Source organism: Streptomyces sp. UW30, assembly GCF_008042075.1.
Taxonomy (GTDB): Bacteria; Actinomycetota; Actinomycetes; order Streptomycetales; family Streptomycetaceae; genus Streptomyces.
Genome location: NZ_RDBN01000005.1, coordinates 761471 through 787846 on the forward strand (window position 1 = coordinate 761471; position 26376 = coordinate 787846).

Annotated in this window: 26 protein-coding genes and 1 pseudogene; 19 read left to right on the plus strand and 8 right to left on the minus strand. The window is 69.9% G+C overall.

The features are described 5' to 3' along the window. The coding region (locus EAO75_RS05165; protein WP_147994298.1) for an AIM24 family protein at window positions 1-187 on the minus strand (187 nt) is incomplete at its 3' end. Between the two features lie 276 nt (window positions 188-463). On the opposite strand from EAO75_RS05165, the gene EAO75_RS05170 reads away from it, so the two are divergent. From EAO75_RS05170 to EAO75_RS05210, 9 genes are all read left to right on the plus strand, one after another. After that, window positions 464-808: a DUF3817 domain-containing protein gene (locus EAO75_RS05170; protein WP_147993782.1), complete on the plus strand. Its 345-nt coding sequence runs from the start codon at window positions 464-466 to the stop codon at window positions 806-808. Then, a complete protein-coding gene (locus EAO75_RS05175; RefSeq protein WP_147993783.1) occupies window positions 805-1098 on the plus strand; it encodes an MTH1187 family thiamine-binding protein in 294 nt (97 codons plus the stop codon). The genes EAO75_RS05170 and EAO75_RS05175 overlap by 4 nt, the downstream gene beginning before the upstream one ends. Before the next feature lie 373 nt (window positions 1099-1471). Then, a complete protein-coding gene (locus tag EAO75_RS05180) occupies window positions 1472-2581 on the plus strand; it encodes a SchA/CurD-like domain-containing protein (protein WP_147993784.1) in 1110 nt (369 codons plus the stop codon). Window positions 2582-2626: 45 nt separating this feature from the next. Beyond that, on the plus strand, window positions 2627-3091 hold the full coding sequence (locus EAO75_RS05185) for a cupin domain-containing protein (RefSeq protein ID WP_147993785.1): 465 nt from the start codon (window positions 2627-2629) through the stop codon (window positions 3089-3091). Beyond that, on the plus strand, window positions 3088-4359 hold the full coding sequence (locus EAO75_RS05190) for a beta-ketoacyl-[acyl-carrier-protein] synthase family protein (protein ID WP_147993786.1): 1272 nt from the start codon (window positions 3088-3090) through the stop codon (window positions 4357-4359). Before EAO75_RS05185 ends, EAO75_RS05190 begins: the two co-directional genes overlap by 4 nt. Next, window positions 4356-5606 carry a ketosynthase chain-length factor gene (locus EAO75_RS05195; RefSeq protein ID WP_147993787.1) on the plus strand — a complete coding sequence of 417 codons (1251 nt, stop codon included), beginning with the start codon at window positions 4356-4358 and terminating at the stop codon, window positions 5604-5606. The genes EAO75_RS05190 and EAO75_RS05195 overlap by 4 nt, the downstream gene beginning before the upstream one ends. Window positions 5607-5624: 18 nt before the next feature. Then, window positions 5625-5891, plus strand: coding sequence for an acyl carrier protein (locus EAO75_RS05200; protein WP_147993788.1), 267 nt, complete (start codon window positions 5625-5627; stop codon window positions 5889-5891). Between the two features lies 1 nt (window position 5892). After that, window positions 5893-6348 (plus strand): SRPBCC family protein, encoded by a 456-nt coding sequence (locus EAO75_RS05205; RefSeq protein WP_147993789.1) that lies wholly within the window; start codon window positions 5893-5895, stop codon window positions 6346-6348. Next, window positions 6333-6656 (plus strand): TcmI family type II polyketide cyclase, encoded by a 324-nt coding sequence (locus EAO75_RS05210; protein WP_147993790.1) that lies wholly within the window; start codon window positions 6333-6335, stop codon window positions 6654-6656. Before EAO75_RS05205 ends, EAO75_RS05210 begins: the two co-directional genes overlap by 16 nt. A 60-nt stretch (window positions 6657-6716) precedes the next feature. Here EAO75_RS05210 and EAO75_RS05215 read toward each other — a convergent pair whose 3' ends face one another. Together EAO75_RS05215 and EAO75_RS05220 are read right to left on the minus strand one after the other, a co-directional pair. After that, window positions 6717-7682: an amidohydrolase family protein gene (locus EAO75_RS05215; RefSeq protein WP_147993791.1), complete on the minus strand. Its 966-nt coding sequence runs from the start codon at window positions 7680-7682 to the stop codon at window positions 6717-6719. Between the two features lie 37 nt (window positions 7683-7719). Then, complete coding sequence (locus EAO75_RS05220) at window positions 7720-9297, minus strand: FAD-dependent oxidoreductase (protein ID WP_410092201.1); 1578 nt, start codon at window positions 9295-9297, stop codon at window positions 7720-7722. A 198-nt stretch (window positions 9298-9495) separates the two neighbouring features. Here EAO75_RS05220 and EAO75_RS05225 point away from each other — a divergent pair, with 198 nt between their 5' ends. The 5 genes from EAO75_RS05225 (at window position 9496) to EAO75_RS05245 (ending at window position 13913) form a co-directional block, all read left to right on the plus strand. Beyond that, entirely contained in the window at window positions 9496-10764 is a 1269-nt protein-coding gene (locus tag EAO75_RS05225; RefSeq protein WP_147993793.1) for a cytochrome P450 family protein, read from the plus strand. After that, window positions 10761-11087 (plus strand): antibiotic biosynthesis monooxygenase family protein, encoded by a 327-nt coding sequence (locus EAO75_RS05230; protein ID WP_147993794.1) that lies wholly within the window; start codon window positions 10761-10763, stop codon window positions 11085-11087. Before EAO75_RS05225 ends, EAO75_RS05230 begins: the two co-directional genes overlap by 4 nt. Before the next feature lie 82 nt (window positions 11088-11169). Continuing rightward, window positions 11170-11679 carry a MarR family winged helix-turn-helix transcriptional regulator gene (locus EAO75_RS05235; RefSeq protein WP_147993795.1) on the plus strand — a complete coding sequence of 170 codons (510 nt, stop codon included), beginning with the start codon at window positions 11170-11172 and terminating at the stop codon, window positions 11677-11679. 43 nt (window positions 11680-11722) lie between these two features. Next, complete coding sequence (locus EAO75_RS05240) at window positions 11723-12061, plus strand: DUF3817 domain-containing protein (RefSeq protein WP_147993796.1); 339 nt, start codon at window positions 11723-11725, stop codon at window positions 12059-12061. A 151-nt stretch (window positions 12062-12212) separates the two neighbouring features. Further along, a complete protein-coding gene (locus EAO75_RS05245; RefSeq protein ID WP_147993797.1) occupies window positions 12213-13913 on the plus strand; it encodes a methylmalonyl-CoA mutase in 1701 nt (566 codons plus the stop codon). Window positions 13914-13969: 56 nt separating this feature from the next. On the opposite strand, the gene EAO75_RS05250 is transcribed toward EAO75_RS05245, so the two are convergent. After that, entirely contained in the window at window positions 13970-14605 is a 636-nt protein-coding gene (locus tag EAO75_RS05250; RefSeq protein WP_147993798.1) for a TetR/AcrR family transcriptional regulator, read from the minus strand. A gap of 223 nt (window positions 14606-14828) precedes the next feature. On the opposite strand from EAO75_RS05250, the gene EAO75_RS05255 reads away from it, so the two are divergent. The 4 genes from EAO75_RS05255 to EAO75_RS05270 all read left to right on the plus strand — a co-directional run bounded on the left by EAO75_RS05255 (window position 14829) and on the right by EAO75_RS05270 (window position 19209). Next, a complete protein-coding gene (locus tag EAO75_RS05255) occupies window positions 14829-15803 on the plus strand; it encodes a tetratricopeptide repeat protein (RefSeq protein WP_147993799.1) in 975 nt (324 codons plus the stop codon). Between the two features lie 661 nt (window positions 15804-16464). After that, a complete protein-coding gene (locus tag EAO75_RS05260) occupies window positions 16465-17100 on the plus strand; it encodes a DUF6230 family protein (protein ID WP_147993800.1) in 636 nt (211 codons plus the stop codon). 149 nt (window positions 17101-17249) lie between these two features. Continuing rightward, entirely contained in the window at window positions 17250-17840 is a 591-nt protein-coding gene (locus EAO75_RS05265) for a DUF6114 domain-containing protein (RefSeq protein WP_147993801.1), read from the plus strand. After that, window positions 17830-19209 (plus strand): hypothetical protein, encoded by a 1380-nt coding sequence (locus EAO75_RS05270; RefSeq protein ID WP_147993802.1) that lies wholly within the window; start codon window positions 17830-17832, stop codon window positions 19207-19209. The genes EAO75_RS05265 and EAO75_RS05270 overlap by 11 nt, the downstream gene beginning before the upstream one ends. A gap of 122 nt (window positions 19210-19331) precedes the next feature. On the opposite strand, the gene pyk is transcribed toward EAO75_RS05270, so the two are convergent. From pyk to pta, 3 genes and pseudogenes are all read right to left on the minus strand, one after another. Continuing rightward, on the minus strand, window positions 19332-20762 hold the full coding sequence (gene pyk / locus EAO75_RS05275; RefSeq protein WP_147993803.1) for a pyruvate kinase: 1431 nt from the start codon (window positions 20760-20762) through the stop codon (window positions 19332-19334). An 86-nt stretch (window positions 20763-20848) separates the two neighbouring features. Then, window positions 20849-22087, minus strand: a complete 1239-nt coding sequence (locus tag EAO75_RS47015) for an acetate kinase (protein ID WP_261989186.1) — start codon at window positions 22085-22087, stop codon at window positions 20849-20851. Between the two features lie 42 nt (window positions 22088-22129). Then, a pseudogene (pta, locus tag EAO75_RS47020) lies at window positions 22130-24208 on the minus strand (phosphate acetyltransferase); the annotation flags it as partial. Window positions 24209-24425: 217 nt separating this feature from the next. Between pta and EAO75_RS05285 the strand changes: the two are divergent. Beyond that, window positions 24426-25451, plus strand: coding sequence for an ATP-dependent 6-phosphofructokinase (locus tag EAO75_RS05285; protein WP_147993805.1), 1026 nt, complete (start codon window positions 24426-24428; stop codon window positions 25449-25451). Between the two features lie 34 nt (window positions 25452-25485). On the opposite strand, the gene EAO75_RS05290 is transcribed toward EAO75_RS05285, so the two are convergent. Then, window positions 25486-26232: a helix-turn-helix domain-containing protein gene (locus tag EAO75_RS05290; protein WP_410092202.1), complete on the minus strand. Its 747-nt coding sequence runs from the start codon at window positions 26230-26232 to the stop codon at window positions 25486-25488. Window positions 26233-26376: the final 144 nt, after the last annotated feature.

Genomic DNA, 26376 nt, shown 5'->3' on the forward strand with positions numbered 1-26376 from the left:
CCTCCATCACCGTCATCTGCTCACCAGTGAGCCGCCGGGTGACCATCCCCCGGATGCCCTCACCGCCGCCGCTCATCTTCTTGAAGGCCATCTGTCCGTCGTACGCGACCATCGAGCCGTTCTTCGCCTTCACGGCGTCCCCGGTCATGTCGACGGCGAGCACCTTGCTGCCTTGGAGTCGGAACATCGCCACGCAGTGAAGGTAACCGCAGCCGCCTGCCGCCAACAGATCCCAAAGGTTGACTTCATCCCTGACGGGACCCCTAGGAGCGGCGGCGAGAGGGCCGTTGTCACTCACTCGGGTTCCACTCGGGTTCCACTGCGCGGCTCGCCGGTGGGCACCGTGACCCCGGGACCGGACCGCCCGTCGGGGTTTGCCACAATGGGCGGACGTTTGTGCTTGCGTTCACAAGCTGATCCGAGCCGACCGACGCTCTCCCACCGAACCCACCGAAGGTGACCCGTGGACATCAAGACCGCCACCGCCCTCCGCCGCCTCCGCCTCGTCTCGGCCCCCGAGGCGGTGTCGTTCCTGCTCCTGCTCCTCTGCTCGGTGCTGAAGCGGACCACGGACTTCAACGCGGTGCCCGTGATGGGCATGGTCCACGGCGTGCTCTTCGTCCTGTACGTGATCTTCTGGGCGGACGCCTGGAACCGCGCCAAGTGGCCGCTGAAGACCGCCGCGCTCTACTTCGTCCTGTCCGTCCTGCCGACCGGCGGCTTCTTCGCCGACCGCAAGCTCAAGCGCGAGGCCGAGGACGCGGTGATCGCCTCCCGCGCCCGCAAGGAAGGAATCGTGGGCGCATGATCGTCGCGTTTTCCGTGACGCCGCTCGGCGTCGGCGAGGACGTGGGGGAGTACGTCGCCGACGCCGTCCGTGTGGTCCGTGAGTCAGGTCTGCCCCACCGCACCGACGCGATGTTCACCTCGGTCGAGGGCGAGTGGAACGAGGTCATGGACGTCGTCAGGCGCGCCGTCGCCGCCGTCGAGGCACGCGCGCCGCGGGTGTCCCTGGTCCTCAAGGCGGACATCCGCCCCGGCGTGACGGACGGCCTCACCTCCAAGGTGGAGACGGTGGAGCGCCACCTGGCCGAATAGCCGGGCGCACCTGGCGTCGTCCGACGGCCCTTTTGGCCTCCGTCACCTCCAAGTCCCCGCCATCGAGCGGGGACTTCGGCGTTTTACCGGTCGCGGGACGCCCTCGGCGCGATGGGCGCCCCTGCCGTCCCAGCCGCCCCGAGACGTGCCTGACGTGGTGTCGGCCCCCTCCGCAGGTGGGCGTTCGGCGCCGTACGGCTGTGCTCGCGGAAACGCATTCCGGCCTGCCCGGCGGGCAGTTCCCTCAATTGGCCCGCGTGGCTCGCGGAGGTCAGGGCCCTGACCCACGATGAAGGCTCAGGGCCGAAACCCGCGTTCGCGCTGGTGAACAGGGACGGCCGCCGCTTGCTCCCGCGAAGGAAGGGTCTGCCGGATGACCACTTCGCCCTACACGTCACAGTCGGCGTTCGACGGCTCCAGGATGCGCGTCCTCCTGCTCGTCGACCTCCACGAGGGTGCCCAGCAACAGTTCCTGGACGCGTACGAGCAGATGCGTGACCGAGTCGCCTCGGTGCCCGGTCACCTCGGTGACCAGTTGTGCCAGTCCGTGGAGAACCCCTCCCAGTGGGTCATCACCAGCGAATGGGCGACCGCCCCGCCGTACCTCGCCTGGGTGAACAGCGACGAGCACCTGGAGACGGTCCGGCCGCTGCAGAACTGCGTGCGTGAGCTCCGCTCGATGCGCTACGGCATCGTCCGGGAGACCGGCGGCGACCGCCCCCGGGCCGGCACGCTCCAGTCGGCGCCGCGCGAGGGCGACGGCGTGATCCGCCATGCCCTGACCTTCACCGTCAAGCCCGGCTCCGAGTCCAAGGTCGCGGAGATCCTGGCCGGCTACGCGCCGCCCGAGGCCCGCGTGGACGCCACCACGCGGCTGCGCCGCACCACCTTGTTCATGCACGGCAACCGGGTGGTGCGCACCGTCGAGGTCGAGGGCGACCTGACCGCGGCGCTGCGCCATGTCTCCCGCCAGCCCGAGGTGCGGGCCGTCGAGGAGGCCATCAACCCGTATCTGGAGCAGGACCGGGACCTCTCCGATCCCGAGTCCGCCCGGACCTTCTTCATCCGTGCCGCCATGCCGCCCGTCCACCACCTGGCGCGCGGCGGCGCGGAACCCGGCGAACTGCGGCGCAAGGCCCTGTACTACCCGGCCAAACAGGGCTGCGGGATGGCGCTGGCCCGGCTGCTCGCCCGGCAGGACGAGACGGCCGCGGCCGACCCCGCGTCCCCCGTGCACCGCAGCACCGTCTTCCAACGCGAGGACATCGTCGTCCGCCTCATCGACGTACAGGGCGATCCCGAGACCGATCCGGTCATGGCGCTCGGCATCCACGGCCCCAGGAAGGCCGCCGTCCTGGCACGTCTGCTCGACGGGGAGGCACTCGGCGTCACCGGCCCGCTCACCGGCGGACGGGACGCCAACCGCCTCCTGGCGCACGCCGACATGGCGCTGATCACCGACCGCAGGGCCGCGCAATCCTGACGGCGCAGGGACCGACACCTCATCGAACGACCTGGAGACAGAACCATGGACAAGATGCGCCCGCGCGTCGTGGACGTCAACGAGATCGAGCCCAACCGCAAGCGCGGCGGCGACCTTCGCACCCTGCTCACCCCGGTCACGGTGGGTGCGACGAGCGGCTTCATGGGCCTGGCCATCATGCGGCCCGGCGAACGCATCAGCGAGCACTACCACCCGTACTCCGAGGAGTTCATCTACGTCGTCGAGGGCCGGCTGGAGGTCGACCTGGATGGCGAAACGTTTCCTCTCCGGGCCGACCAGGGCCTCATGATCCCCATCGACATGCGGCACCGCTTCCGCAACGTCGGTGACGAGGAGGCCCGGATGGTCTTCCATCTGGCCCCGCTCGCGCCGGACCCCAAGCTCGGCCACGTCGACACCGAGGCCCCGGAGATCAGCGACGACATCAAGCCGTACCCGCTCGTCCAGGCGGAGGGCGCGCAGCCGGAACGCCCAGGGGTGCTGTCATGAGCCGGCGCGTGGCGGTCACCGGCATAGGCGTGGTCGCCCCCGGCGGGATCGGAGTTCCGGCGTTCTGGGACCTCCTGTCCAACGGCCGCACGGCGACCCGCGGCATCACCCTGTTCGACCCCGAGGGGCTGCGCTCCCGCATAGCCGCCGAGTGCGACTTCGACCCGCTCGCGCACGGCCTCGACCCGGACGACGTCGAACGCGCCGACCGGTACATACAGTTCGCCCTGGCCGCCGCGCGGGAGGCGGTGACCGACAGCGGTGTCGACTTCGGTATCGAGGACCCCTGGCGCGTGGCCGTGTCCCTGGGCAGCGCGGTGGGCGGCACGACCCGGCTCGAACACGACTACGTCCTGGTCAGCGAGCACGGGCAGCGCTGGGACGTCGACCATCGCAGCGCCGAGCCCCAGCTGCACCGGGCGTTCTCGCCCAGCACGCTCGCGGCCGACGTCGCCGAACGGTTCGGTGCCCAGGGCCCGGTGCAGACCGTGTCCACCGGCTGCACCTCCGGACTGGACGCCGTGGGCTACGCCTTCCACACCGTCCAGGAGGGCCGCGCCGACATCTGCATCACCGGGGCGTCGGACTCGCCGATCTCCCCGATCACCATGGCCTGCTTCGACGCCATCAAGGCGACATCGCCCAACAACGACGACCCCGAGCACGCCTCCCGCCCCTTCGACGCCCGCCGCGACGGCTTCGTGATGGGCGAGGGCGCCGCCGTCCTCGTGCTGGAGGACCTGGAGCACGCCCGCGCGCGCGGCGCGCACGTCTACTGCGAGATCGGCGGCTACGCCACCTTCGGCAACGCCTACCACATGACCGGTCTGACCAGTGAGGGCCTGGAGATGGCGCGGGCCATCGACGACGCGCTCGACCACGCGCGCGTGGATCCCACCGAGATCGACTACGTCAACGCGCACGGCTCGGGCACCCGCCAGAACGACCGGCACGAGACCGCCGCCGTCAAGAAGTCGCTGGGCTCCCACGCCTACGACACGCCCATGAGCTCGATCAAGTCCATGGTGGGCCACTCGCTCGGCGCGATCGGCGCGATCGAGGTCGTCGCCTGTGTGCTCGCGCTGGCCCGCCAGGTGGTGCCGCCGACGGCGAACTACGAGACCCCGGACCCCGAGTGCGACCTGGACTACGTCCCGCGCACCGCACGCTCCCGCCGGCTCGACAACGTGCTCTCGGTGGGCAGCGGCTTCGGCGGGTTCCAGTCCGCGGTGCTCCTGACGGGGCCGAGTGGGAGGAGACGACGATGAGTGGTCCACACGCCCGGCAGACCGCCGTCACGGGCGTCGGCGTGGTCGCGCCCAACGGCCTGCACGCCGACACCTACTGGAAGAACGTCCAGGAGGGCGCGAGCGTCCTCGACCGGGTCACCCGCGAGGGCTGCGAGCACCTGCCGCTGCGCGTCGCCGGCGAGGTCCGGGGATTCGACCCGACGGCGCTGATCGAGGAGACCTTCCTCGTCCAGACCGACAAGTTCACCCACTTCGCGCTGGCCGCCGCCGACGCCGCACTGAAGGACGCGGGGCTGAGCGAGAGCGCCTGGGCCGACGCGCCGTACTCCGTCGGAGTCGTCACCGCGGCCGGGTCCGGCGGCGGCGAGTTCGGCCAGCGGGAACTGCAGAAACTGTGGGGACAGGGCTCCCGGTTCGTCGGGCCCTACCAGTCCATCGCCTGGTTCTACGCCGCCAGCACCGGCCAGATATCCATCCGCAAGGGCTTCAAGGGCCCCTGCGGTGTGGTGGCCAGCGACGAGGCAGGCGGCCTGGACGCCGTCGCGCACGCCGCCCGGACCGTGCGGCGCGGGACGGACGTGGTCGTGGTCGGAGCCGCCGAGGCGCCGCTCGCCCCGTACTCGGGGGTCTGCCAGCTCGGCTACCCCGAGCTCAGCACCGTCGAGGACCCCGCCCGCGCCTACCGCCCCTTCACCTCGGCGGCCTGCGGTTTCGTGCCCGCCGAGGGCGGCGCCGTGCTCGTCGTGGAGGACCTGGACCGCGCCCGGCGCCGGGACGCGGTCGTCCGGGCCACCGTGGCCGGACACGCCGCCACCTTCACCGGCGCCTCGCAGTGGGACCGGTCGCGGGAGGGCCTCGCGCACGCCATCCGCGGCGCCCTCGACGAGGCCGGCTGTGCGCCGGAGGAGATCGACGTGGTCTTCGCCGACGCGATGGGCGTCCCCGAGGCGGACCGCGCCGAGGCCCTCGCACTCGCCGACGCCCTCGGCCCGCACGGCACCCGCGTGCCGGTCACCGCTCCCAAGAGCGGCATCGGGCGGTCGTACTGCGGGGCGCCCCTGCTGGACATCGTGGCCGCGGTGCAGGCCATGGAACACGGGCAGATCCCGCCGACGCCGGGCGTCTTCGACATCTGCCACGACATCGACCTGGTGACCGCCACCGCGCGCCCGGCCGAGCTGCGCACGGCCCTGGTCCTCAGCCGGGGACTCATGGGCTCAAACGCGGCGCTCGTCCTGCGCAAGGGCCCTGCGACCGCCGCCTAGAAAGACAAGGAGAACCTCATGACCACCGAAGTGACCGAAGTGACCTTCGAGGAACTGGCCGCACTGATGAAGAAGGCCGCGGGCGTGACCGTCGACGCGCACGACCTCGAACGCCGGGCGGACAGCCCCTTCGCCGAGTTCGGACTGGACTCGCTCGGCCTCCTCGGCATCGTGGGCGAGCTGGAGAACCGGCACGGCTGGGCGCTGCCCACCGACGCCGAGCGCTGCAAGAGCCCTCGTGCCTTCCTCACCCTCGTCAACGGCGCCCTCACGACAGGAGCCTGAAGTGGCCGGACACACCGAGAACGAGATCACCATCGCCGCTCCCCTCGACCTCGTCTGGGACATGACGAACGACCTGGAGCGCTGGCCCCAGCTCTTCAGCGAGTACGCCTCCTGCGAGGTGCTGTCCCGCGAGGACGACGTGGTGACCTTCCGCCTGACCATGCACCCCGACGAGAACGGCAAGGTGTGGAGCTGGGTCTCGGAACGGGCCGCCGACCGCGACAAGCTCATCGTCCGCGCCCGCCGGGTCGAGACGGGCCCCTTCGCCTACATGAACATCGTGTGGGAGTACGAGGAGACCCCGGCCGGCGTCCGGATGCACTGGACGCAGGACTTCGCCATGAAGCCCGAGGCGCCGGTCGACGACGCCGGCATGACGGACATCATCAACCGCAACTCGCCCATCCAGCTGGCCCTCATCCGTGACCGTGTGGAGGCAGCATGCACCACGCACTGATCGTCGCCAGGATGGCCCCCGAGTCGGCCAAGGACATCGCCGGTGTCTTCGCGGCGTCCGACCGCGGGGAACTGCCGCACCTCGTCGGGGTGACCCAGCGCTCGCTGTTCCAGTTCGGCGATGTGTACATGCACTTCATCGAGGCCGAGCAGGACCCGGGACCGGCCATCGCGAAGGTGACCGGGCACCCCGAGTTCGTCGACATCAGCAGGAAGCTGGAGACGTTCGTCAGCCCGTACGACCCGCAGACCTGGCGGAGTCCGAAGGACGCGATGGCGAGGTGCTTCTACCGCTGGGAGAGGAACTGAGCGAAAAAGGCCGCCGCCCGCGCTGACCGAGCGCGGGCGGCGGCCTTCTCATGTGTGCGGTCACGAACGCGCGAGCCCCGGCATCAGCCGCAGCGCGTTCTCCCGGTTGATGCCCTGGAGTTGCTCCTCGGAGAGGAAGGGGTCGCCGTCCAGCGCGGGCGTCACGCTGTCGACGATGACGTGGGCGGGGGTGGGCGGCCAGTCGGTGCCGAAGAGGATGCGGTCCGGGTCGACCGTCGCCAGCAGGGTGGGCGTGGCCGAGGTCGACATGGGGCCGGCCGTGTCGAAGTAGAACCGGTGCAGGTAGTCACGGACCCGCGCGGGCTCGATCGGCGGATCGATACGTCCGCCGAACAGTTCGAGCCGGGTGGCCATGTAGGGCAGGAAGCCCCCTCCGTGCGGCAGGATGAAACTGAGGTTCGGATAGCGGTCCAGGGTGCCGTTGCGGATGAGGTTGATGGCCGCGCGCGTGGTGTCCAGGAGGAAGTCGCAGACGAAGGGCGGCATCCCCGGCAGCCCCGGGGCGCCGTCCTTGCCCGCCGGTACGTCCATGGGGTGCGTGCTGATGACCGCGGACCGCTCGTTCAGCTCCTGGAGCAGTCGGTCGTGCGAGGCGTCGCCGAGGAAGACGCCGTCCATGCTCGTGCGCGTGCTCACCCCGATGGCACCGAGCTCGTCGAGGCCGTACCCGACGCTCCAGGAGGACAGCTCCAGGTCGTCGAGGAAGACGGGGGTGAAGAAGGCGAAGCGCGCGGGGTTGGCCTCCACGACGTCGGCCGCAGCCCGCAGGGCGACCCGCGCGCTCTCCTGACGCTCGGCCCGCTCCCGGAGCCGGCCCAGCATCGCCACGGTCATGACGGAGGTGCCGATCCCCGTCTTGTCCATGACCTCCAGTGCCGTGTTCAGGTCCCAGCGGGTCCACCAGGGCAGCTTCTCGCGGTTGACCACACCTCGTTCCTGCGCCCAGTCCAGCCAGGCCGGGGCGGTGAAGTGATGGTGGACGTCGATGCGTCCGGCAAGGGTCATGGGGGTGTCCTCGTCGTTCGGTGGGGGGCAGCGGGGTTCAGTCGCGGCAGAGCACGCTCTGCAGCACGTTCGTCAGGACGCGGTCGGCGTCCGGCATCGCGGCGTCCGCCCGCCAGGCGACGAATCCGTCGGGGCGTACGAGCACGGCGCCGTCCTCGGCCGTGCCGTGCAACTCGGCCCAGTCGGCGTCCCGTTCGGGGGCGAGGTCGTGATCGGGTCCCGTTCCGACGAGGTACGCCTCGATGGGGACGCCGAGGCTGAGGGCGGCCTTCTCCACCGCGGCCCGCCACTTCTGCCCCCCGGACCCGGCGAGCAGCACGAAGGAACGCTCGTACAGGTCGAGCGTGGAGATCCTGGAGTCGCCCCGCATGACCCACATGTGGGGCGCGCGGCTTCCCGGCTCGCCGCCGAGGTGGAAGGCGTCGGGGACGATCGGCCGCTCCGGCGGGGCGCCCACCACGGCGCTCGACGCGTACCGGTAGCACAGGGCGACGGTCATCAGGTCCGCCGGATCGTTGTTGCGGCCGGCGCCGGGGCTGAAGCCCGGGTGCTGTTCGTCGGCCGCCTGCACGCACGCGCGCGTGCCGGTGGCGAGGGCGACGGGCCGGCGTTCGAGCTCGTAGCTGTCGAGCAGCGACGGGCAGGCCCAGCCGCGCAGCACCGCGGCCAGCTTCCAGGCGAGGTTGTGAGCGTCCTGGATACCGGTGTTGGAGCCGAACGCCCCGGTGGGCGGCATCTCGTGGGCCGAGTCGCCGGCCAGGAAGACGCGGCCCTCGCCGTAGCTGTCCGCGACCCGCTTCGAGGCGTGCCAGGGCGCCCTGCCGGTGATCTCGACGTCGATGTCCGCCACACCGACGGCGGCCCGGATGTGTGCCGCGAGCCGCTCGTCGGTGAAGTCCTCCAGCTCCTCCTGCCGGTCGGGGTACCAGGGAACGTGGATCACCCAGCGCTCCTCGTTGTCCACCGGCAGCAGGGCGCCCTCGCCCTGGGGGTCGGTGACGTAGCAGACGACGAATCGTTTCTTTCCGACGTGGTTCTTCAGGGTCCTGCTGCGGAACGTGACGCTGACGTTGTGGAACAGCTCGCCCGGCCCCGACTGACCGATCCCCAGATGGGTGCGGACGGGGCTGCGGGGGCCGTCGGCGGCCACCAGGTAGTCGGCGTTCACGGTGTGGATCTCACCGGTGTCGCGGTTTCTGACCTCGGCCCGTACGCCGTCCCCGTGCTCGGTGAAGGAGAGCATCTCCGCGTTGAAGCGGATGTCGGCGCCCTGCTCGCGGGCGTAGTCCAGCAGCACCGGTTCGAGATCGTTCTGGCTGCACAGGCACCAGTCGGAGGAACTCACCCGGGTGATGTCCATGCCGCCGGAGATGTCCCCGACGATCCAGCGGCGCTGCTCCCCGGCGAGGGTGTCCACCTGGAGGATGCCGTCGTTCCCGGCGAGCACTCGGGCCGCGGCCCGGATCCGTGACTCCAGTCCGGCGGTCCGGTAGATCTCCATGGTGCGCACGTTGTTGCCGCGGCCACGCGGGTGCGTCGATGTTGCGGCATGGCGTTCCACGACCATGTGCTCGATACCGAGGCGGCCCAGGAAAACCGAAGTGGAAAGACCCACCAGGGATCCGCCGACGATGAGAACAGGTACAGATTCCGCTTGGTGTCCGCTCACGTCGTCGATGTTTACCAAGCCGGGCTGCGACACACACGTGTTGCGGCGACCCGACCCATATGGCGCAGCGCCGTTTGCGGCGCGGTACGGCCCGGGAAACGGTGGCTCTGACCATCGAAATTCACGCCGACCCGGGGACCAGTCATGACGCAAGCGTTCGCATCCGAGGAATCCGAGGCACTGTCGTCGCAAGAGGCCGCGGCTGCGGCCTCGTCGTGCAGCCGGGAGTTCCGCGCCAACCCGCACCCCGTCTACGCCGCGCTGCGCGAGGCGGCGCCCGTGTGCCCGCTGTCGCCGCCCCACGGGGTGGAGACGTACCTGATCACGCGTTATGACGACGCCCGTGCCGCGCTGGCCGACCCCCGGCTGAGCAAGGACATGTACGGCGCCATCGACGCCTACCACCGCATCTTCGGTGACTCGTCGATCGCGCTGGACGACAACATGCTGTTCTCGGACCCGCCGAAGCACACCAGGCTCCGCCGGATCGTCGGCAACACCTTCACCCCGAAGCGGGTGGAATCGCTGCGGATGCGCGTCCAGCAGATCACCGACGAACTGCTCGACCAGTGCCCGACGGCCGGGCCGGTGAATCTGCTCCCGGAATTCTGCTTCCCGCTGCCGCTCCAGGTGATCTGTGAACTCCTGGGCGTTCCGGAGAACGAGCGGAAACAGGCGCAGGAATGGTCCGCCACCGTCGCTCAGACCGGATTCGGGCCGGAGGCGCGCGCGAAACTGGAGATCGCCGAGGGAAATCTGCGCGACTATCTGGTGGACCTGTGCGCACGCAAGCGCAGCGAGCCGGACTCGGGTCTGCTCAGCGCGCTCGTCACCGCCCAGGACCAGGAGGGCTCGCTCACCGACCACGAACTCGTCTCGACGGCCTGGGTGCTCCTCTTCGCGGGCCACAAGTCGACGGCGTACCAGATCGGGAACGCGGTCTACCACCTGCTCAGCCGGCCGGACCAGAAGGAGCTGGCCCTGCGGGACGCGAACGCGATGAACGCGGCCATCGAGGAGATCTTCCGCTTCGAGACGTCCGTGGAGAACTCCACGTTCCGTCACGCGAAGGAGGACGTCGTGATCCGGGACGTGCTCATCCCCAAGGGCGCGCTCGTCCAGATCTCGATCACCGGGGCCAACCGTGACCCGGAGATGTTCACCGCGCCGAACGAGCTGGACGTCCAGCGCCCGAACGTCCAGGCCACGCATCTCGCCTTCGGCTACGGCCCGCACTACTGCGTCGGCGCGCCCCTGGCCCGGCTGGAGATGCAGATCGCCCTGGGCACGCTCTTCGCCCGCCACCCSCGCATGGCCCTCGCCGTGGCCCCCGAGGACGCGCGCTGGATGACCGTGCCGTTCCCCGCCTTCCGCGGACTGGCGGAGCTGCCCGTCGTCCTCGACCCGTCATGACCGCCGCCACCTCGGCCCCTGCGCGGGTGCGCGTGATCCGGCTGCTGCGCGTACGGGACGGGATGGAGGCGGAGTTCGTGCGTTCCTACGAGGGCGTACGAGCGGGGGCCGAGGGGTTCGCGGGGCACCTCGGCGAACAGCTGTGCCGCTCCCTGGACGACCCCGCCCAGTGGCTGCTCACCAGCGAGTGGGCCGACCTCGACGCCATCCGCCGCTGGCGCACCGGCGACGCCCACCGGACCCTGGTCGAGCCGATGAACGCCTGCCTGCACGACGACCGGTGGACGGGGGTGTTCCAGGTCCGGGAGACGGCCCCGCGGTGAGCCGTGGCACCGGGCGGTGCCGATCCGACCGAAAGGCGAGACGGGGCTGACCAGCATGTGACCGGCCGGTAAGGTCGGTCGCGTGCCGAAGCCGCTCAGTCTTCCCTTCGATCCCATCGCACGCGCCGACGAACTCTGGAAGCAGCGCTGGGGAAACGTGCCCTCCATGGCCGCCATCACCTCGATCATGCGCGCCCAGCAGATCCTGCTCGCCGAGGTCGACGCGGTGGTCAAGCCGTACGGCCTGACCTTCGCGCGCTACGAGGCGCTCGTGCTGCTGAACTTCTCCAAGGCCGGCGAGCTGCCGATGTCGAAGATCGGCGAGCGGCTCATGGTGCACCCCACGTCCGTGACGAACACCGTGGACCGCCTCGTCAGGTCCGGTCTCGTGGACAAGCGGCCCAACCCGAACGACGGGCGCGGCACGCTCGCGTCCATCACCGCCAAGGGCCGCGAGGTGGTCGAGGCCGCCACCAGCGACCTGATGGCCATGGACTTCGGGCTCGGGGCCTACGACGCCGAGGAGTGCGCGGAGATCTTCGCGATGCTGCGCCCGCTCCGGGTCGCGGCACACGACTTCGACGAGAGCTGACCCGGGGCAAGATCTGCCGGAACGGGTGGTTACGCTCGTACGCATGAAGAAGAGCGTGCTGACGCGCTACCGCGTCATGGCCTACGTGACCGGTGTGCTACTCGTCCTGCTCACGCTGGGCGTCATCGCCAAGTACCTGCTGAAGATGGACGGCGCCGACGGCTTCACCAGCGTCGTCGGCATCGCGCACGGCTGGCTCTACGTCCTCTACCTGGTCTTCGCCTTCGACCTGGGCTCCAAGGCGAAGTGGCCGGTCAAGCGACAGCTGTGGGTGCTGCTGGCCGGGACGATCCCGACGGCCGCCTTCTTCGTGGAGCGCAAGGTCACGCACGAGCTGGAGGCCAAGGTCGCCGACGAGGCGGCCGCGGTCGCCAAGGCCTGACCGCAGCTGCCGCAGGCCTCGACCGGTACCGCCGCGGAGCTCGCTTCGCGGCGGTTGTCGAGGCGTTTTTTCTGGCAGTTTTACTWGGACGTCCTAGTTAATCTCCGCCAGCCATCGACATTTACTAGGACGTCCAAGTAAATTTGACGGTATGGACGCTGACGCCATCGAGGAGGGCCGCCGCCGCTGGCAGGCCCGGTACGACGCCGCGCGCAAGCGCGACGCTGACTTCACCACGCTCTCCGGGGACTCCGTGGAGCCGGTGTACGGGCCCCGGCCGGGCGACGGCTACGAGGGCTTCGAGCGGATCGGGTGGCCGGGGGAGTACCCCTTCACACGTGGCCTGTACCCGACCGGCTACCGAGGGCGGACGTGGACCATCCGGCAGTTCGCCGGGTTCGGGAACGCCGAGCAGACCAACGAGCGGTACAAGATGATCCTCGGCAACGGCGGAGGCGGTCTCTCGGTCGCCTTCGACATGCCGACGCTCATGGGCCGCGACTCCGACGACCAGCGCTCGCTCGGCGAGGTCGGGCACTGCGGTGTGGCCATCGACTCGGCCGCCGACATGGAGGTCCTGTTCAAGGACATCCCGCTGGGCGACGTGACGACGTCCATGACCATCAGCGGTCCGGCCGTGCCGGTCTTCTGCATGTACCTGGTCGCGGCGGAGCGCCAGGGCGTCGATCCGGGCGTCCTCAACGGCACGCTCCAGACCGACATCTTCAAGGAGTACATCGCCCAGAAGGAGTGGCTCTTCCAGCCCGAGCCGCACCTGCGCCTCATCGGCGACCTCATGGAGCACTGCGCGGCCGGCATCCCCGCCTACAAGCCGCTGTCCGTCTCCGGCTACCACATCCGCGAGGCCGGAGCGACGGCCGCGCAGGAGCTTGCGTACACGCTGGCCGACGGGTTCGGGTACGTCGAGCTGGGGCTGTCGCGCGGCCTGGACGTCGACGTCTTCGCGCCGGGCCTCTCCTTCTTCTTCGACGCGCACCTCGACTTCTTCGAGGAGATCGCCAAGTTCCGCGCCGCCCGGCGCATCTGGGCGCGCTGGATGCGGGACGTGTACGGCGCGCAGAGCGACAAGGCGCAGTGGCTGCGGTTCCACACCCAGACCGCCGGTGTCTCGCTGACCGCCCAGCAGCCGTACAACAACGTGGTGCGTACGGCCGTGGAGGCGCTCGCGGCCGTGCTCGGCGGGACGAACTCGCTGCACACCAACGCCCTCGACGAAACCCTCGCGCTGCCCTCCGAGCAGGCCGCGGAGATCGCCCTGCGCACCCAGCAGGTCCTGATGGAGGAGACCGGGGTCGCCAATGTGGCCGATCCGCTGGGCGGTGCGTGGTACGTCGAGCAGCTGACCGACCGGATCGAGGCCGACGCCGAGAAGATCTTCGAGCAGATAAAGGAACGCGGCCTGCGCGCGCACCCGGACGGACAGCACCCCATCGGGCCGATCACGTCCGGAATCCTGCGCGGCATCGAAGACGGCTGGTTCACCGGCGAGATCGCCGAGTCGGCCTTCCAGTACCAGCGGTCCCTGGAGAAGGGCGACAAGCGGGTCGTCGGCGTCAACGTCCACCACGGGTCGGTCACCGGTGACCTGGAGATCCTCCGCGTCAGCCACGAGGTGGAGCGCGAGCAGGTGCGGACGCTGGCCGCGCGCAAGGCGGCCCGCGACGACGCCGCGGTGCGCACCGCGCTCGACGCCATGCTGGCCGCGGCCCGCAGCGGCGCCAACATGATCGAGCCGATGCTGGAGGCCGTACGCGCCGAGGCGACCCTCGGCGAGATCTGCGACGCGCTGCGGGACGAGTGGGGGGTGTACACGGAGCCGGCGGGCTTCTGAGAAACCCTGACGGGGAGCCGGTTCCGGGATGCCGGAACCGGCTCCCCGTCGTCGCCTCACCCCTCGGCGGCCTCCGTGGCGGCGCCGGTCAGGCCCAGGAGCAGTACCTGGGTGAAGCCGCGTACCCACTCCTCGTCCGCCGGGTGGCTGCTCACGAGCGTGCGGTGGACCACCGCTCCGGCCACCATGTCGAAGATGAGGTCGACGGTGCGGGTGGACTCCGAAGGGTCCGTCTCCGGGGGGAGTTCGCCCCGGCACTGGGCGCGGACCCGGCCCTCCACCACCAGCCGCTTCTGGCGGTCGACGATCGACGCGCGGATCCGCTCGCGCAACGCGTCGTCCCGGGTCGACTCCGCGACCACCGCCATCAGGCCACTCTTCGCCTCCGGCCGGGCCAGGATCGCCGCGAACTGGAGCACGACGCCCTCGATGTCCGCGGCGAGGCTGCCCAGGTCGGGCAGCCTCAGCTCGTCGAAGAGCTCGGCCACGGCATCGACGACCAGCTCGTTCTTTCCCGACCAGCGCCGATAGAGGGTCGTCTTTGCAACCCCCGCGCGCGTGGCCACGTCTCCCAGGGTGAGCTTGGACCACCCCAGTTCGACCAGCGCCTGCCGCGTCGCCGCCAGAATCGCGGCGTCAGCGGCGGCGCTGCGCGGGCGTCCGGGACGGGTGGCGGCGGTGCGGCTCTGCATCCCATGACCATAACCGGGGGGTTCCTGTGCGGTCGTGAGGGAGATCACGGGAGGGCGGTGTTCCGCGGGGCTCCGCTGCCATTACGCTACGACTCGTAGCGAAAGCGACGACCACAGGCGTGGGGTGGGGACCCGGCGCCGAACAGCACCGGCCGGCCCCGGCTTTCAGACCGCTTTTCAGACCGCTTTTCACAGTGCGCGCCGAACGGGGGAGGATAGACGCATGCAGCCACGGAACATGTCCATGAGCGGAGTCGTCGACCTCGCCGCGGTGAAGGCGGCCCAGGAGGCCAAGGCGAAGGCGGAGCAGGCGCGTGCCGAAGCCGCCCGGCAGGGCGGACCGGGCGCCGTGTCCCCCGCCGACCTCGTCATCGATGTGGATGAGGCGGGCTTCGAGCGGGACGTCATTCAGCGCTCCGCCGAGGTGCCCGTCGTCATCGACTTCTGGGCCGAGTGGTGCCAGCCCTGCAAGCAGCTGAGCCCCGTGCTGGAGCGCCTCACCGTCGAGTACAACGGCCGCCTCCTCCTCGCCAAGATCGACGTCGACGCCAACCAGATGCTGATGCAGCAGTTCGGCGTGCAGGGGATCCCGGCCGTCTTCGCCGTCGTCGCCGGGCAGGCGCTGCCGCTCTTCCAGGGGGCGGCCGACGAGACGCAGATCCGCCAGACGCTCGACCAACTCGTCACCGTCGCCGAGCAGCGGTTCGGCCTGACCGGCCTGACGGTCGACCCGGACGCCGAGCCGGGCGCCGCACCGGCCGCTCCCGCGATGCCGGCCGGACCCTACGACGCCCTGCTGGAGGCCGCCGTACAGGCGCTGGACGCGGGCGACTTGGCCGGTGCCGTCCAGGCGTACAAGGCCGTGCTGAGCGAGGATCCGGTGAACTCGGAGGCCAAACTCGGGCTCGCCCAGGCCGAGTTGCTCCAGCGCGTGGAGGGTGCCGACCCGCAGCAGGTGCGCAAGGACGCCGCCGACCGGCCCACCGACGTGCGGGCGCAGATCACCGCGGCCGACCTGGATCTGGTGGGCGGTCACGTCGAGGACGCTTTCGGCCGGCTCATCGAGACCGTGCAGCGCACGTTCGGTGACGACCGGGACACCGTACGACTTCGGCTGCTGGAGCTGTTCGAAGTCGTGGGCGGCGACGACCCCCGGGTCGCAGCGGCCCGCAGGGCGTTGGCGCGTGCGTTGTTCTGATGGTGCCGTGAGCGGGGCGACAGCCCCGTTCTGACCAGTCACTAAACGCACCGGCGCGTGTTGCGCGAGTGAAAGATTTGTCGACAGAGCATCAGAGCGGCCGCGCTTTACCAAATCTTGGTAATCGCGGCCGCAGTTACTGCGGGTAAGTCGCAGGCGTCGTTCTGTCGGTTTCTGTCTGGTGATTCCTGGATTTGTCCGGTCGCCTGAAGACACCCTGCGTCGCCGACCGAGACCGGCGGGTCGTTGTTCGGTTATCCGGCCGTTACTACTGAGTAACGAAGCCCCTTGTGCGGGCGGCGAGAATGCACCACGATCGGCCACGCTCGGTCCGTTCCCGTACCCCGACAGCCGGTTGGGTCGCGGGAGTTCCTGGGTCCCCACCGAGCAGAGTCGGCGGCAGTGGCGCCGGCTCTTGGACAGGGGGGTCTTCGCTCATCCGGCGAAGCCTGTCCAGCAAGGTTGTGCGTGATGCGTGTCAGGCGCGACCAGTGGTTGTCGCTCGGGGGTGATCGCCGGTGATTCGGGTGCGATTCGCGCCTCCGAGTACAGGCGCTCTCCTTCCCGAGGACGTAGCACTTCTCCCATCTCTGACCGGCTGAGCCGTCGAGCCGACAGCGGCAGCCAGGGTCAGGAGATGTACGTCCGAGAAGGAGGAAATATGGAGTCCCAGGTGCGTGGCGGGACCAGATGGAAGCGGTTCGCTGTGGTCATGGTGCCCAGCGTCGCCGCCACGGCTGCGATAGGTGTCGCCCTCGCGCAGGGCGCTCTCGCCGCGTCGTTCAGTGTCTCCGGTCAGTCGTTCAAGGTGACCACCGACAAGCTCGTCGGTACGGGTTTCTCGCAGTACGGCGCTCTTGACGAGGGCTACACGCTCTCCGGCAAGAAGACGGTTCACCCCGTCGCCGTCTCGGGTTTCAAGTCCGCGACGATCAGCAACATGTGCCAGTCCGTGGTCACCCCCGACATCCCGATCCTCGGGAGCGTCAGCCTGATCCTGCGGGCCGGCCAGGGAGACACTCCGGTCGAGGCCAAGAACCTCTACATCGACGTCGCCGACCTCGAGGCCGACGCGACGTTCGAGAACATCGACATCGGTGTGGCTGCCAAGGACGCCAACAAGGGTCCGGGCATGAAGGGCGGCGGCGAGCAGGCCAACCCCTTCGGGTTCGCCCAGCAGGCCGACAAGGCCACGCTGAGCAACGTGAAGCAGACGGCGTGGGCGACCACCGCCGGAACCTTCAAGCTCAGCGGTCTGAAGATGTCGCTGTCGACGGGTGTCAAGGAGTGCTACTAAGCACTCTCTGACGGGCGGGGGAGCCGATGGCGCCCCCGCCCGTCCACTCTCCGCCCGCTTTCTTCACATGTGGTCACAGGGCCGCGACACATCACTGCATCACCTTTGCACCACCACCACAGCAAAGCCGTACCAGGGAGCTGTTTTCGATGAGCGCCGAGACTCCTGCCGCGCCCGGTCATGACGAGCACTATCTCCGGGTCTTTCGGCGGAACTTCCGCGCCTGGCGCGGTACGCGGCCCTTCTGGGCCGGTCTGTTCGTCATGCTCGGCGGACTCCCCATCGCCTACTTCCCGTACGCGAACCTCCAGATCGGCCATCTGACGCTGGCGATGCAGACCGCGGGCGGCTCCAGCTCCCTGATCATCGGTGTGCTGCTCGTCGTCCTTGGCTTCACTCTCTGGTTCCAGAAGCACGTCCGCACCTTCGCGGGCGTCGCGGCGATCCTGCTGGCACTCGTGTCCATCCCGCTGTCCAACCTCGGTGGCTTCCTCATCGGCTTCCTCTTCGCCCTCCTGGGCGGGGCGATGGCCGTGGCATGGGTGCCCGGCGGAGACGACGACGCGCAGCCGGCGAAGACGGACAACACGGGCGCGGGGAGCGCACCCCAGGGTGCGGGCGCACCCGAAGGTGCCACGGACCCCGACACGACGATCCTGAAGCCTGTGGTGGGCGAGCCGAACGATCTGTCAGGAACGAGCCCGGCGAACGGGGCGAACGGGAGGCACAGTGCCGGCTGACGAGGTGACCCACGGGACTGAGGTGGACAAGTCCCGTGTGAGAACCGGGCCGCGACACGCGGCGCCCAAGAAGCCGCTGTTCACCAGGTTCCACATGCCGGCAGGCAAGGCGATAGCCCTGGCGGCGATGCCGACCGCGGTCCTCATGGGAATGGGGTTCACGCCCACGCTCGCCCAGGCCGACAGCGACAACGCCACGAAGCCGACGTCCAACAGCCTGACGGCGGACGAGTACAAGGACTGTGTGGCGGCGCTGACGGACGACGCCTCGGCGTCCCCGTCCCCGAGCGCCAGTGAGTCCGCGGACAAGGACGAGACGGCGGAGCCCAGCCCGTCGGCCTCCGACGACCAGGACTCCTCGGACTCCTCCGACTCCTCGGATTCCTCCGGCTCTTCGGACTCGTCGGGTTCGGGCTCCGCGGGCGACTCCTCCTCGTCGGATTCAGGTTCCGACGACGCGGCCGAGCCCACGCCCTCGCCCTCCGCGAGCAAGTCGAGCGAGGCCCAGTCCGGCGACAGCGCCACGGCGTCCCCCTCGCCGTCCGAGAGCGGCGGCAACCTGCTGGAGGACATCGGCGACGCCATCGAGGGCATCTTCACCGGCGGCGGCTCAGGCGCCTCAGAGAGCGCGAGCCCGACGCCGACCCCCTCCGCGAGCGCGAGCGAGGAGGCGGCGTCCGGATCCTCGGACTCGTCCGGCGAGGACTCCTCCGAGGCGTCCGACCCCGTGAAGGAGACCACCGACAAGGTCACCGACACGGTCAAGGACACCGTCGACGGCGCCACCGACAAGGCGTCCGAGGCGGCGAAGGACGCCACCGAGGCGACCGAGGACGCGACCGACGAGGCCACCGCCACGCCGAGCCCGTCCGCGAGCTCCACCACGGACCCGGACGACTGCCCGGTCGCCACGGACGAGGAGGGCGGCGTCGACAACACGGTGCCGCTGCCCGACGACCCGTGGTACCTGAACGCCAGCTCGCTGCTGCTGAAGGGCGCCGACTACCAGGGCATCGTCGAGGTGAAGACGGCCAACGGCACCAAGAAGAAGGTGCTGAAGTACGTCATCTCCGACGGCACCGACATCGGCGACCTGCACCAGACGGTCCAGGACAAGCAGTCCGGCAAGACCTACCACGTGCAGGCGGCCGCGGGATCGACGTCCACGATCCGCAACGGCAAGACGGTGATGTACACGGAGAGCATCTCCGGGAACCTGCTCGGTCTGATCCCGATCACGTTCGACCCGGAGCACCCGCCGCCGCTGAACATCCCGCTGATCTACTTCACGAAGGTGAAGGTCACTCAGGCCGGTCAGTTCGGCGGCACCCTGCACGTGCCCGGGCTGCACAACTTCACGACCGACTGAGCCGGGCGTCTCGATCAGACGCCCCCACAAGCCCGTTCGGGAGCCGCACAAGCGCTGAGGGCGCCCCCTTGTCACAGGGGGCGCCCTCAGCGTCGTACAAGGCCCTTGCGGGCGCCTCGGGGTCAGTCCCGGGCGCCGCCGCCGAGGTGGTGGACGCGGACCATGTTGGTGGTGCCGGGGACGCCGGGCGGGGAGCCGGCCGTGATGACCACGATGTCGCCCTCGTTGAACAGGCCGAGCTTGACGATCTCCTGGTCCACCAGGTCGACCATCTCGTCGGTGCTGTTGACGAACGGCACCACATGCGGCTCGACGCCCCAGCTGAGCGTCATCTGGTTGCGGGTCGACTCGTCCGTGGTGAACGCGATGATCTGCTGGGCCGCCCGGTAGCGGCACAGCCGGCGGGCGGTGTCGCCGGACTGGGTGAAGGCGACCAGGCCCTTGCCGCCGAGGAAGTCGGCGATCTCGCAGGCGGCACGGGCCACCGAACCACCCTGCGTACGGGGCTTCTTGCCCGGCACCAGCGGCTGCAGGCCCTTGGAGAGCAGCTCCTGCTCGGCCGCGGTGACGATCTTCGACATCGTCTTGACGGTCTCGATCGGGTACGCGCCCACGCTCGACTCGGCGGACAGCATGACCGCGTCGGCGCCGTCCAGGATCGCGTTGGCCACGTCGGAGGCCTCGGCGCGGGTCGGGCGGGAGTTGGTGATCATCGACTCCATCATCTGGGTCGCCACGATCACCGGCTTGGCGTTGCGGCGGCACAGCTCGATGAGGCGCTTCTGCACCATCGGGACCTTCTCGAGCGGGTACTCGACGGCCAGGTCGCCACGCGCGACCATCACGGCGTCGAACGCCAGCACGACGTCCTCCATGTTGGCCACCGCCTGCGGCTTCTCCACCTTGGCGATGACCGGGACGCGGCGGCCGACCTCGTCCATGACCTTGTGCACGTCCTGCACGTCGTTCGCGTCACGGACGAAGGACAGCGCGACCATGTCGCAGCCCATGCCCAGCGCGAACCGCAGGTCCTCGACGTCCTTCTCCGACAGCGCCGGCACGTTCACGGCCGCGCCGGGCAGGTTGATGCCCTTGTGGTCGGAGACGACGCCGCCCTCGATGACGATCGTCCGTACGCGGGGACCCTCGACCTCGGTGACCTTCAGCTCGACGTTGCCGTCGTTGATGAGGATCTGGTCGCCCTTGTCGACGTCGCCGGGCAGGCCCTTGTAGGTCGTTCCGCAGATGTGCTTGTCACCCGGGACGTCCTCGGTCGTGATGACGAACTCGTCACCGCGCTCCAGCTCCACCGGGCCCTCGGCGAAGGTCTCCAGGCGGATCTTCGGCCCCTGGAGGTCGGCGAGCACACCGATGGCACGCCCGGTCTCCGCGGCGGCGGCCCGCAGGCGCTCGTACCGCCCCTGGTGGTCCTCGTGCGTGCCGTGGCTGAAGTTGAAGCGGGCCACATTCATGCCCGCCTCGATCAGCGAGACAAGCTGTTCATGGGAGTCGACCGCGGGGCCGAGAGTACAAACGATTTTCGAACGGCGCATGGGACGATCCTATCGGTTTGTTTCGCCGCGGAATATTCCGTCTGGTGGAAGATACAAATGAGCTGTGCTTTGCTCAGCCGTGTTACTCAGTCGTTGCCCACGCCGCGGTCCCGCATATCGGTGCGGCCGACCAGTGCGTAGGTCTGCGTCGCGATCTCCAGTTCCTCATCCGTCGGCACCACGGCGACCGCCACCCTCGCGCCCGCGGGTGAGATCAGCCGCGGCTCGTCACCGCGTACGGCGTTCAGTTCCGCGTCCACCGCCAGGCCCAGCTGTTCCAGGCCCGCCACGGCGGCTTCCCGCACCGGTGCCGCGTTCTCGCCGACGCCGGCCGTGAACGCGATCGCGTCCACCCGGCCGAGCACGGCGTAATAGGCGCCGATGTACTTCTTCAGCCGGTGAATGTAGATGTCGAAGGCCAATTGGGCCCGCTCGTCACCTTCGTCGATCCGGCGACGGATCTCCCGCATGTCGTTGTCGCCGCACAGGCCGATCAATCCGCTCTTCTTGTTGAGAAGAGTGTCGATTTCCGCGATGGACATATCGCCAACACGCGCCAAATGGAAGATGACAGCGGGATCCAGGTCACCCGATCGCGTACCCATCACGAGCCCCTCCAAGGGCGTCAGCCCCATGGAGGTGTCCACGCACTTGCCGCCCCGCACGGCCGAGGCGGACGCGCCGTTGCCGAGGTGCAGCACGATCACGTTCACCTCTTCGGGCGCCTTGCCCAGCAGCTTCGCGGTGGCCCGGGAGACATACGCGTGCGACGTGCCGTGGAAGCCGTACCGGCGTATGCGGTGCCGGTCCGCGGTCTCCACGTCGATCGCGTAGCGGGCGGCCGACTCCGGCATCGTCGTGTGGAACGCGGTGTCGAAGACGGCGACCTGGGGCAGGTCGGGGCGCAGCGCCTGCGCCGTGCGGATCCCCGTGAGGTTGGCCGGGTTGTGCAGCGGGGCCACCGGGATGAGCCGCTCGATCTCGGCGAGCACCGCGTCGTCGACCACGGTCGGCTCCGTGAAGTGCTTGCCGCCGTGCACCACCCGGTGGCCGATCGCGGCCAGCTCGGGGGAGCCGAGCCCGAGGCCGTCCTTGGCCAGCTCCGCCGCCACGGCCTTCAGGGCGGCGTCGTGGTCGGCGATCGGGCCGGTCCACTCGCGGCTCCCGCCGCCGCCCGCCAGCGGGGTGTGCTTGAGCCGGGAGACCTGCTCGCCGATGCGCTCGACGAGGCCCATGGCCAGCCGGCTGCTGTCACGCATGTCCAGCAGCTGGTACTTCACCGACGAGGAGCCGGAGTTGAGGACGAGGACGCGGGACGAGCTCACTGGGCGACGGCCTTCTCGTGGAGGGACGGGGCGGGGGCGTGGAGGGACGGGGCGGGGGGGCTGGGACTGGATCGCCGTGATGGCGACGGTCGTGACGATGTCCTGGACGAGGGCGCCCCGGGACAGGTCGTTGACCGGCTTGCGCAGACCCTGGAGCACCGGGCCGACGGCGATCGCGCCGGCCGAGCGCTGCACGGCCTTGTAGGTGTTGTTACCTGTATTGAGGTCCGGGAAGATCAGAACCGTTGCCTGCCCGGCCACTTCGGATTCCGGCAGCTTGGTCGCCGCGACGGACGGCTCCACGGCGGCGTCGTACTGGATGGGCCCCTCGACGCTCAGATCGGGCCGCCGCCGGCGCACCAGCTCGGTCGCCTCCCGGACCTTGTCCACATCGGCGCCCGAACCCGAGGTACCCGTCGAGTACGACAGCATCGCGATGCGCGGCTCCACGCCGAACCCCTCGGCGGTGGCCGCCGACTGGATGGCGATGTCGGCCAGCTGCTCGGCGTTCGGGTCCGGGTTCACCGCGCAGTCGCCGTAGACGAGGACCTTGTCGGCGAGGCACATGAAGAAGACGGACGAGACGATGCCGGCGTCCGGCCTGGTCTTGATGATCTCGAAGGCGGGCCGGATGGTGGCCGCGGTCGAGTGGACGGACCCCGACACCATGCCGTCGGCCAGCCCCTCCTGCACCATCAGGGTCCCGAAGTAGTTCACGTCCGAGACGACGTCGTAGGCCAGCTCGACGGTGACCCCCTTGTGGGCGCGCAGCTCGGCGTACTTCTGGGCGAAGGAGTCGCGCAGCTCGCTGGTGGCCGGGTCGATCAGCTGGGTGTCGCCCAGGTCGATGCCGAGGTCGGCGGCCCGCTTGCGGATCTGGTCGACCGGCCCGAGGAGGGTCAGTTCGCACACCCCGCGCCGCAGCAGCACCTCGGCCGCGTGCAGGACGCGCGGCTCGGTGCCCTCGGGCAGCACGATGCGGCGCAGGTTCGAGCGGGCCTGCTCCAGCAGCTTGTGCTCGAACATCATCGGCGTGACCCGGTCGGAGCTCGGCGCCGAGACCCGCCCCAGCAGCTCGCCGGTGTCGACGTACCGCTCGAAGAGGCCGAGCGCGGTCTCCGCCTTGCGCGGGGTGGCCGCGTTCAGCTTCCCCTCCAGGGAGAAGAGCTGCTCGGCGGTGGGGAAGCTGTAGCCGGGCACCGACAGCACCGGAGTGCCGGGGGCCAGGCGCGCGGCGAGGGTGAGGATCTCGTCGCCGGGACGCTCGTCCAGGGTGAGCAGCAGACCGGCGATCGGCGGGGTGCCGGCGCTGTGCGCGGCCAGCGAGCCGACGACCAGGTCGGCGCGGTCTCCCGGGGTGACGACCAGGCAGCCCGGGGTCAGGGCGGTCAGGAAGTTCGGCAGCATCGCGCCGCCGAACACGAAGTCCAGGGCGTCGCGCGCGAGCCCCGAGTCGTCGCCGAGCAGGACCTTCGCGTCCAGGGTCTGGGCGATCTGCGCGAGCGTCGGCGCGGACAGGGCGGGCTCGTCCGGGACGACGTAGCAGGGCACGGGCAGCCTTGACTCCAACTGCCGGGCGATCTCGTCCCGGTCGGCGCGGGCGACCCGGTTGGCGACCATCGCCAGCACGTCGCAGCCCAGGTTCTCGTACGCCCGGTAGGCGTTGCGCGTCTCGGCGAGCACCGACTCGGTCGTCTGCTTGCGGCCGCCCACGACGGATATCACGGACGCGCCGAACTCGTTGGCGAGCCGGGCGTTGAGGGACAGCTCGTCCGGGAGCTGGGTGTCGGCGTAGTCGGTGCCGAGGACGAGGACGACGTCGTAGTCGCGGGCGACGGCGTGGAACCGGTCGACGAGGGTGGAGACCAGCTCGTCGGTGCCACGCTCGGCCTGGAGGGCGGACGCCTCGTGGTAGTCCATGCCGTAGACCGTCGCCGGGTCCTGGGAGAGGCGGTAGCGGGCGCGCAACAGCTCGAACAGCCGGTCCGGGGAGTGGTGCACCAGCGGCCGGAACACCCCCACCCGGTCGACCTGCCGGGTCAGGAGCTCCATGACTCCCAGTTCGACGACCTGCCGGCCGTCGCCGCGGTCGATACCGGTCACGTACACGCTGCGCGTCACGTGTGCTCTCCGTTTCGTCGTGTGGTGGTCCGGACGGGTTCCCGGGGCGGGTTCCAGGGTCGCAAAAACGCCCAGCGGGCTTGGCGAAACCCTCTTGACAATACCTTTGGCGGTGGATAAGGCGCCCGTCAGGATCGGGGGTCGGACAGGGTCCTCGGGGACGTGAAACAATCGGACTGGCTCACCGGTGTCAACAGCGAGCAGGAGACACAGCACGATGCGTATCGGAGTTCTCACCGCAGGCGGCGACTGCCCCGGCCTGAACGCCGTGATCCGGTCGGTCGTGCACCGAGCCGTCGCCCAGTACGGCGACGACGTGATCGGCTTCGAGGACGGATTCGCCGGCCTGCTCGACGGCCACTACCGCCACCTCGACCTGGAGGGCGTCAGCGGCATCCTGGCCCGCGGCGGCACGATCCTCGGCTCGTCGCGACTGGAGCGGGGCCGGCTGCGCGAGGCCTGTGAGAACGCCCCCGACATCGCCCGTGCCTTCGGCATCGACGCCCTGATCCCGATCGGCGGCGAGGGCACGCTGACCGCGGCGCGCATGCTGTCCGACGCCGGCCTGCCCGTCGTCGGCGTGCCGAAGACGATCGACAACGACATCTCCTCGACGGACCGCACGTTCGGCTTCGACACGGCCGTAGGGGTCGCCACGGAGGCCATGGACCGCCTGAAGACCACGGCGGAGTCCCACCAGCGCGTGATGGTCGTCGAGGTCATGGGCCGCCACGCGGGCTGGATCGCGCTGGAGTCCGGCATGGCCGCCGGCGCGCACGGCATCTGTCTGCCGGAGCGCCCGTTCGACCCCGCCGACCTCGTGAAGATGGTCGAGGAGCGCTTCTCGCGCGGCAAGAAGTTCGCGGTGATCTGCGTCGCCGAGGGCGCCCACCCGGCCGACGGCAGCATGGACTACGGCAAGGGCGACATCGACCAGTACGGTCACGAGCGCTTCCAGGGCATCGGCACGGCACTCGCCTTCGAGCTGGAGCGCCGCCTCGGCAAAGAGGCCAAGCCGGTCATTCTCGGCCACGTCCAGCGCGGCGGCACGCCGACCGCGTACGACCGTGTGCTCGCCACCCGCTTCGGCTGGCACGCGGTGGAGGCCGCGCACCAGGGCGAGTTCGGGAAGATGACCGCGCTGCGCGGCACGGACATCGTGATGGTGCCGCTGGCCGAGGCGGTCACCGAGCTGAAGACGGTGCCGAAGGACCGGATGGACGAGGCGGAGTCGGTGTTCTAACACCTCCGCCTTCTGGCGAACGGCCACTGGGCGATCACGGGCCGTACTCCTGGACCGTCGCCCAGAAGCGCTCCACGATCCGGTCCAGGAACTCACGGCCGGCCGCGCTGGAGTCGCCGTTGCCGCCGCCCCAGCTGAGGGTGGCGGTCATCTGCCCCTGATAGTTCTGGTGCAGCTCCTGGAGCGCTGTCTCCAGCAGGCGCCGGTCCAGGAGCACCATCTTGCCGACCGGGCGGACATACGCCTGCCAGCGCGTCGTCACGGCACTGCGCAGCATCTCGGCGAGCCGGGTCTCGCGGCCGGTGACGGTGATGAAGTCGGGGATGGTCAGGCCGAGGACCTCGGCGAGGGCGGCGGACTGGCGGTCGGTGCCACGCCAGTCGTCGTTCTCCTCCATGCGCAGATACGTGAGCACCTCGTGCCCGACGGCACGGGCCACGTCCTCCGGCGCGAGACCGCGCGCGATGCGGTGCTCGCGCAGGGTCCGCGGCTTGCCGAGCAGTTCACCGGGCGAGCACCACAGCACGCCGGCGAGGGCGGTGAGCTCGCTGCTGCTGGGGGAGGCGAGCTCGCGTTCCCAGGCGATGACGAGGTCCTCGGTGACATAGGGGAGGCCGTACGAGACGCGCATGCCGTAGGCGACGTGTCCGGGGCCCATGCTGAGGGCCGCGCGGAGTCTGCGGGCGGCGGGGGCGTTGAACGGGGGAGTGGGCGGATTGCGGTGGCTGGAGCGGTTGGGTGGCTGGTTCGGTTGAGCTGGGGGTCGACGCACGCGCCACAACGTAGAGCCGACGAGGTGGGGTGACTACGGTCTGTTCAGCCAGGATCACGGATTGTAGGAAGCTACGGCTACTGGCCGGTTCGCCGCTGGCCGAAGATCGTCTGTCGACCCGGCGGGGCGGCGGCCAGGATGGCGCCGGGGCGT

Coding starts and splice junctions, on each gene's coding strand:
- EAO75_RS05175 (WP_147993783.1), top strand. CDS start 805: ATGATCGTCGCGTTTTCCGTGACGCCGCTCGGCGTCGGCGAGGACGTG.
- EAO75_RS05180 (WP_147993784.1), top strand. CDS start 1,472: ATGACCACTTCGCCCTACACGTCACAGTCGGCGTTCGACGGCTCCAGG.
- EAO75_RS05185 (WP_147993785.1), top strand. CDS start 2,627: ATGGACAAGATGCGCCCGCGCGTCGTGGACGTCAACGAGATCGAGCCC.
- EAO75_RS05190 (WP_147993786.1), top strand. CDS start 3,088: ATGAGCCGGCGCGTGGCGGTCACCGGCATAGGCGTGGTCGCCCCCGGC.
- EAO75_RS05195 (WP_147993787.1), top strand. CDS start 4,356: ATGAGTGGTCCACACGCCCGGCAGACCGCCGTCACGGGCGTCGGCGTG.
- EAO75_RS05200 (WP_147993788.1), top strand. CDS start 5,625: ATGACCACCGAAGTGACCGAAGTGACCTTCGAGGAACTGGCCGCACTG.
- EAO75_RS05210 (WP_147993790.1), top strand. CDS start 6,333: ATGCACCACGCACTGATCGTCGCCAGGATGGCCCCCGAGTCGGCCAAG.
- EAO75_RS05215 (WP_147993791.1), bottom strand. CDS start 7,682: ATGACCCTTGCCGGACGCATCGACGTCCACCATCACTTCACCGCCCCG.
- EAO75_RS05230 (WP_147993794.1), top strand. CDS start 10,761: ATGACCGCCGCCACCTCGGCCCCTGCGCGGGTGCGCGTGATCCGGCTG.
- EAO75_RS05240 (WP_147993796.1), top strand. CDS start 11,723: ATGAAGAAGAGCGTGCTGACGCGCTACCGCGTCATGGCCTACGTGACC.
- EAO75_RS05245 (WP_147993797.1), top strand. CDS start 12,213: ATGGACGCTGACGCCATCGAGGAGGGCCGCCGCCGCTGGCAGGCCCGG.
- EAO75_RS05250 (WP_147993798.1), bottom strand. CDS start 14,605: ATGCAGAGCCGCACCGCCGCCACCCGTCCCGGACGCCCGCGCAGCGCC.
- EAO75_RS05255 (WP_147993799.1), top strand. CDS start 14,829: ATGCAGCCACGGAACATGTCCATGAGCGGAGTCGTCGACCTCGCCGCG.
- EAO75_RS05260 (WP_147993800.1), top strand. CDS start 16,465: ATGGAGTCCCAGGTGCGTGGCGGGACCAGATGGAAGCGGTTCGCTGTG.
- EAO75_RS05265 (WP_147993801.1), top strand. CDS start 17,250: ATGAGCGCCGAGACTCCTGCCGCGCCCGGTCATGACGAGCACTATCTC.
- pyk (WP_147993803.1), bottom strand. CDS start 20,762: ATGCGCCGTTCGAAAATCGTTTGTACTCTCGGCCCCGCGGTCGACTCC.
- EAO75_RS05285 (WP_147993805.1), top strand. CDS start 24,426: ATGCGTATCGGAGTTCTCACCGCAGGCGGCGACTGCCCCGGCCTGAAC.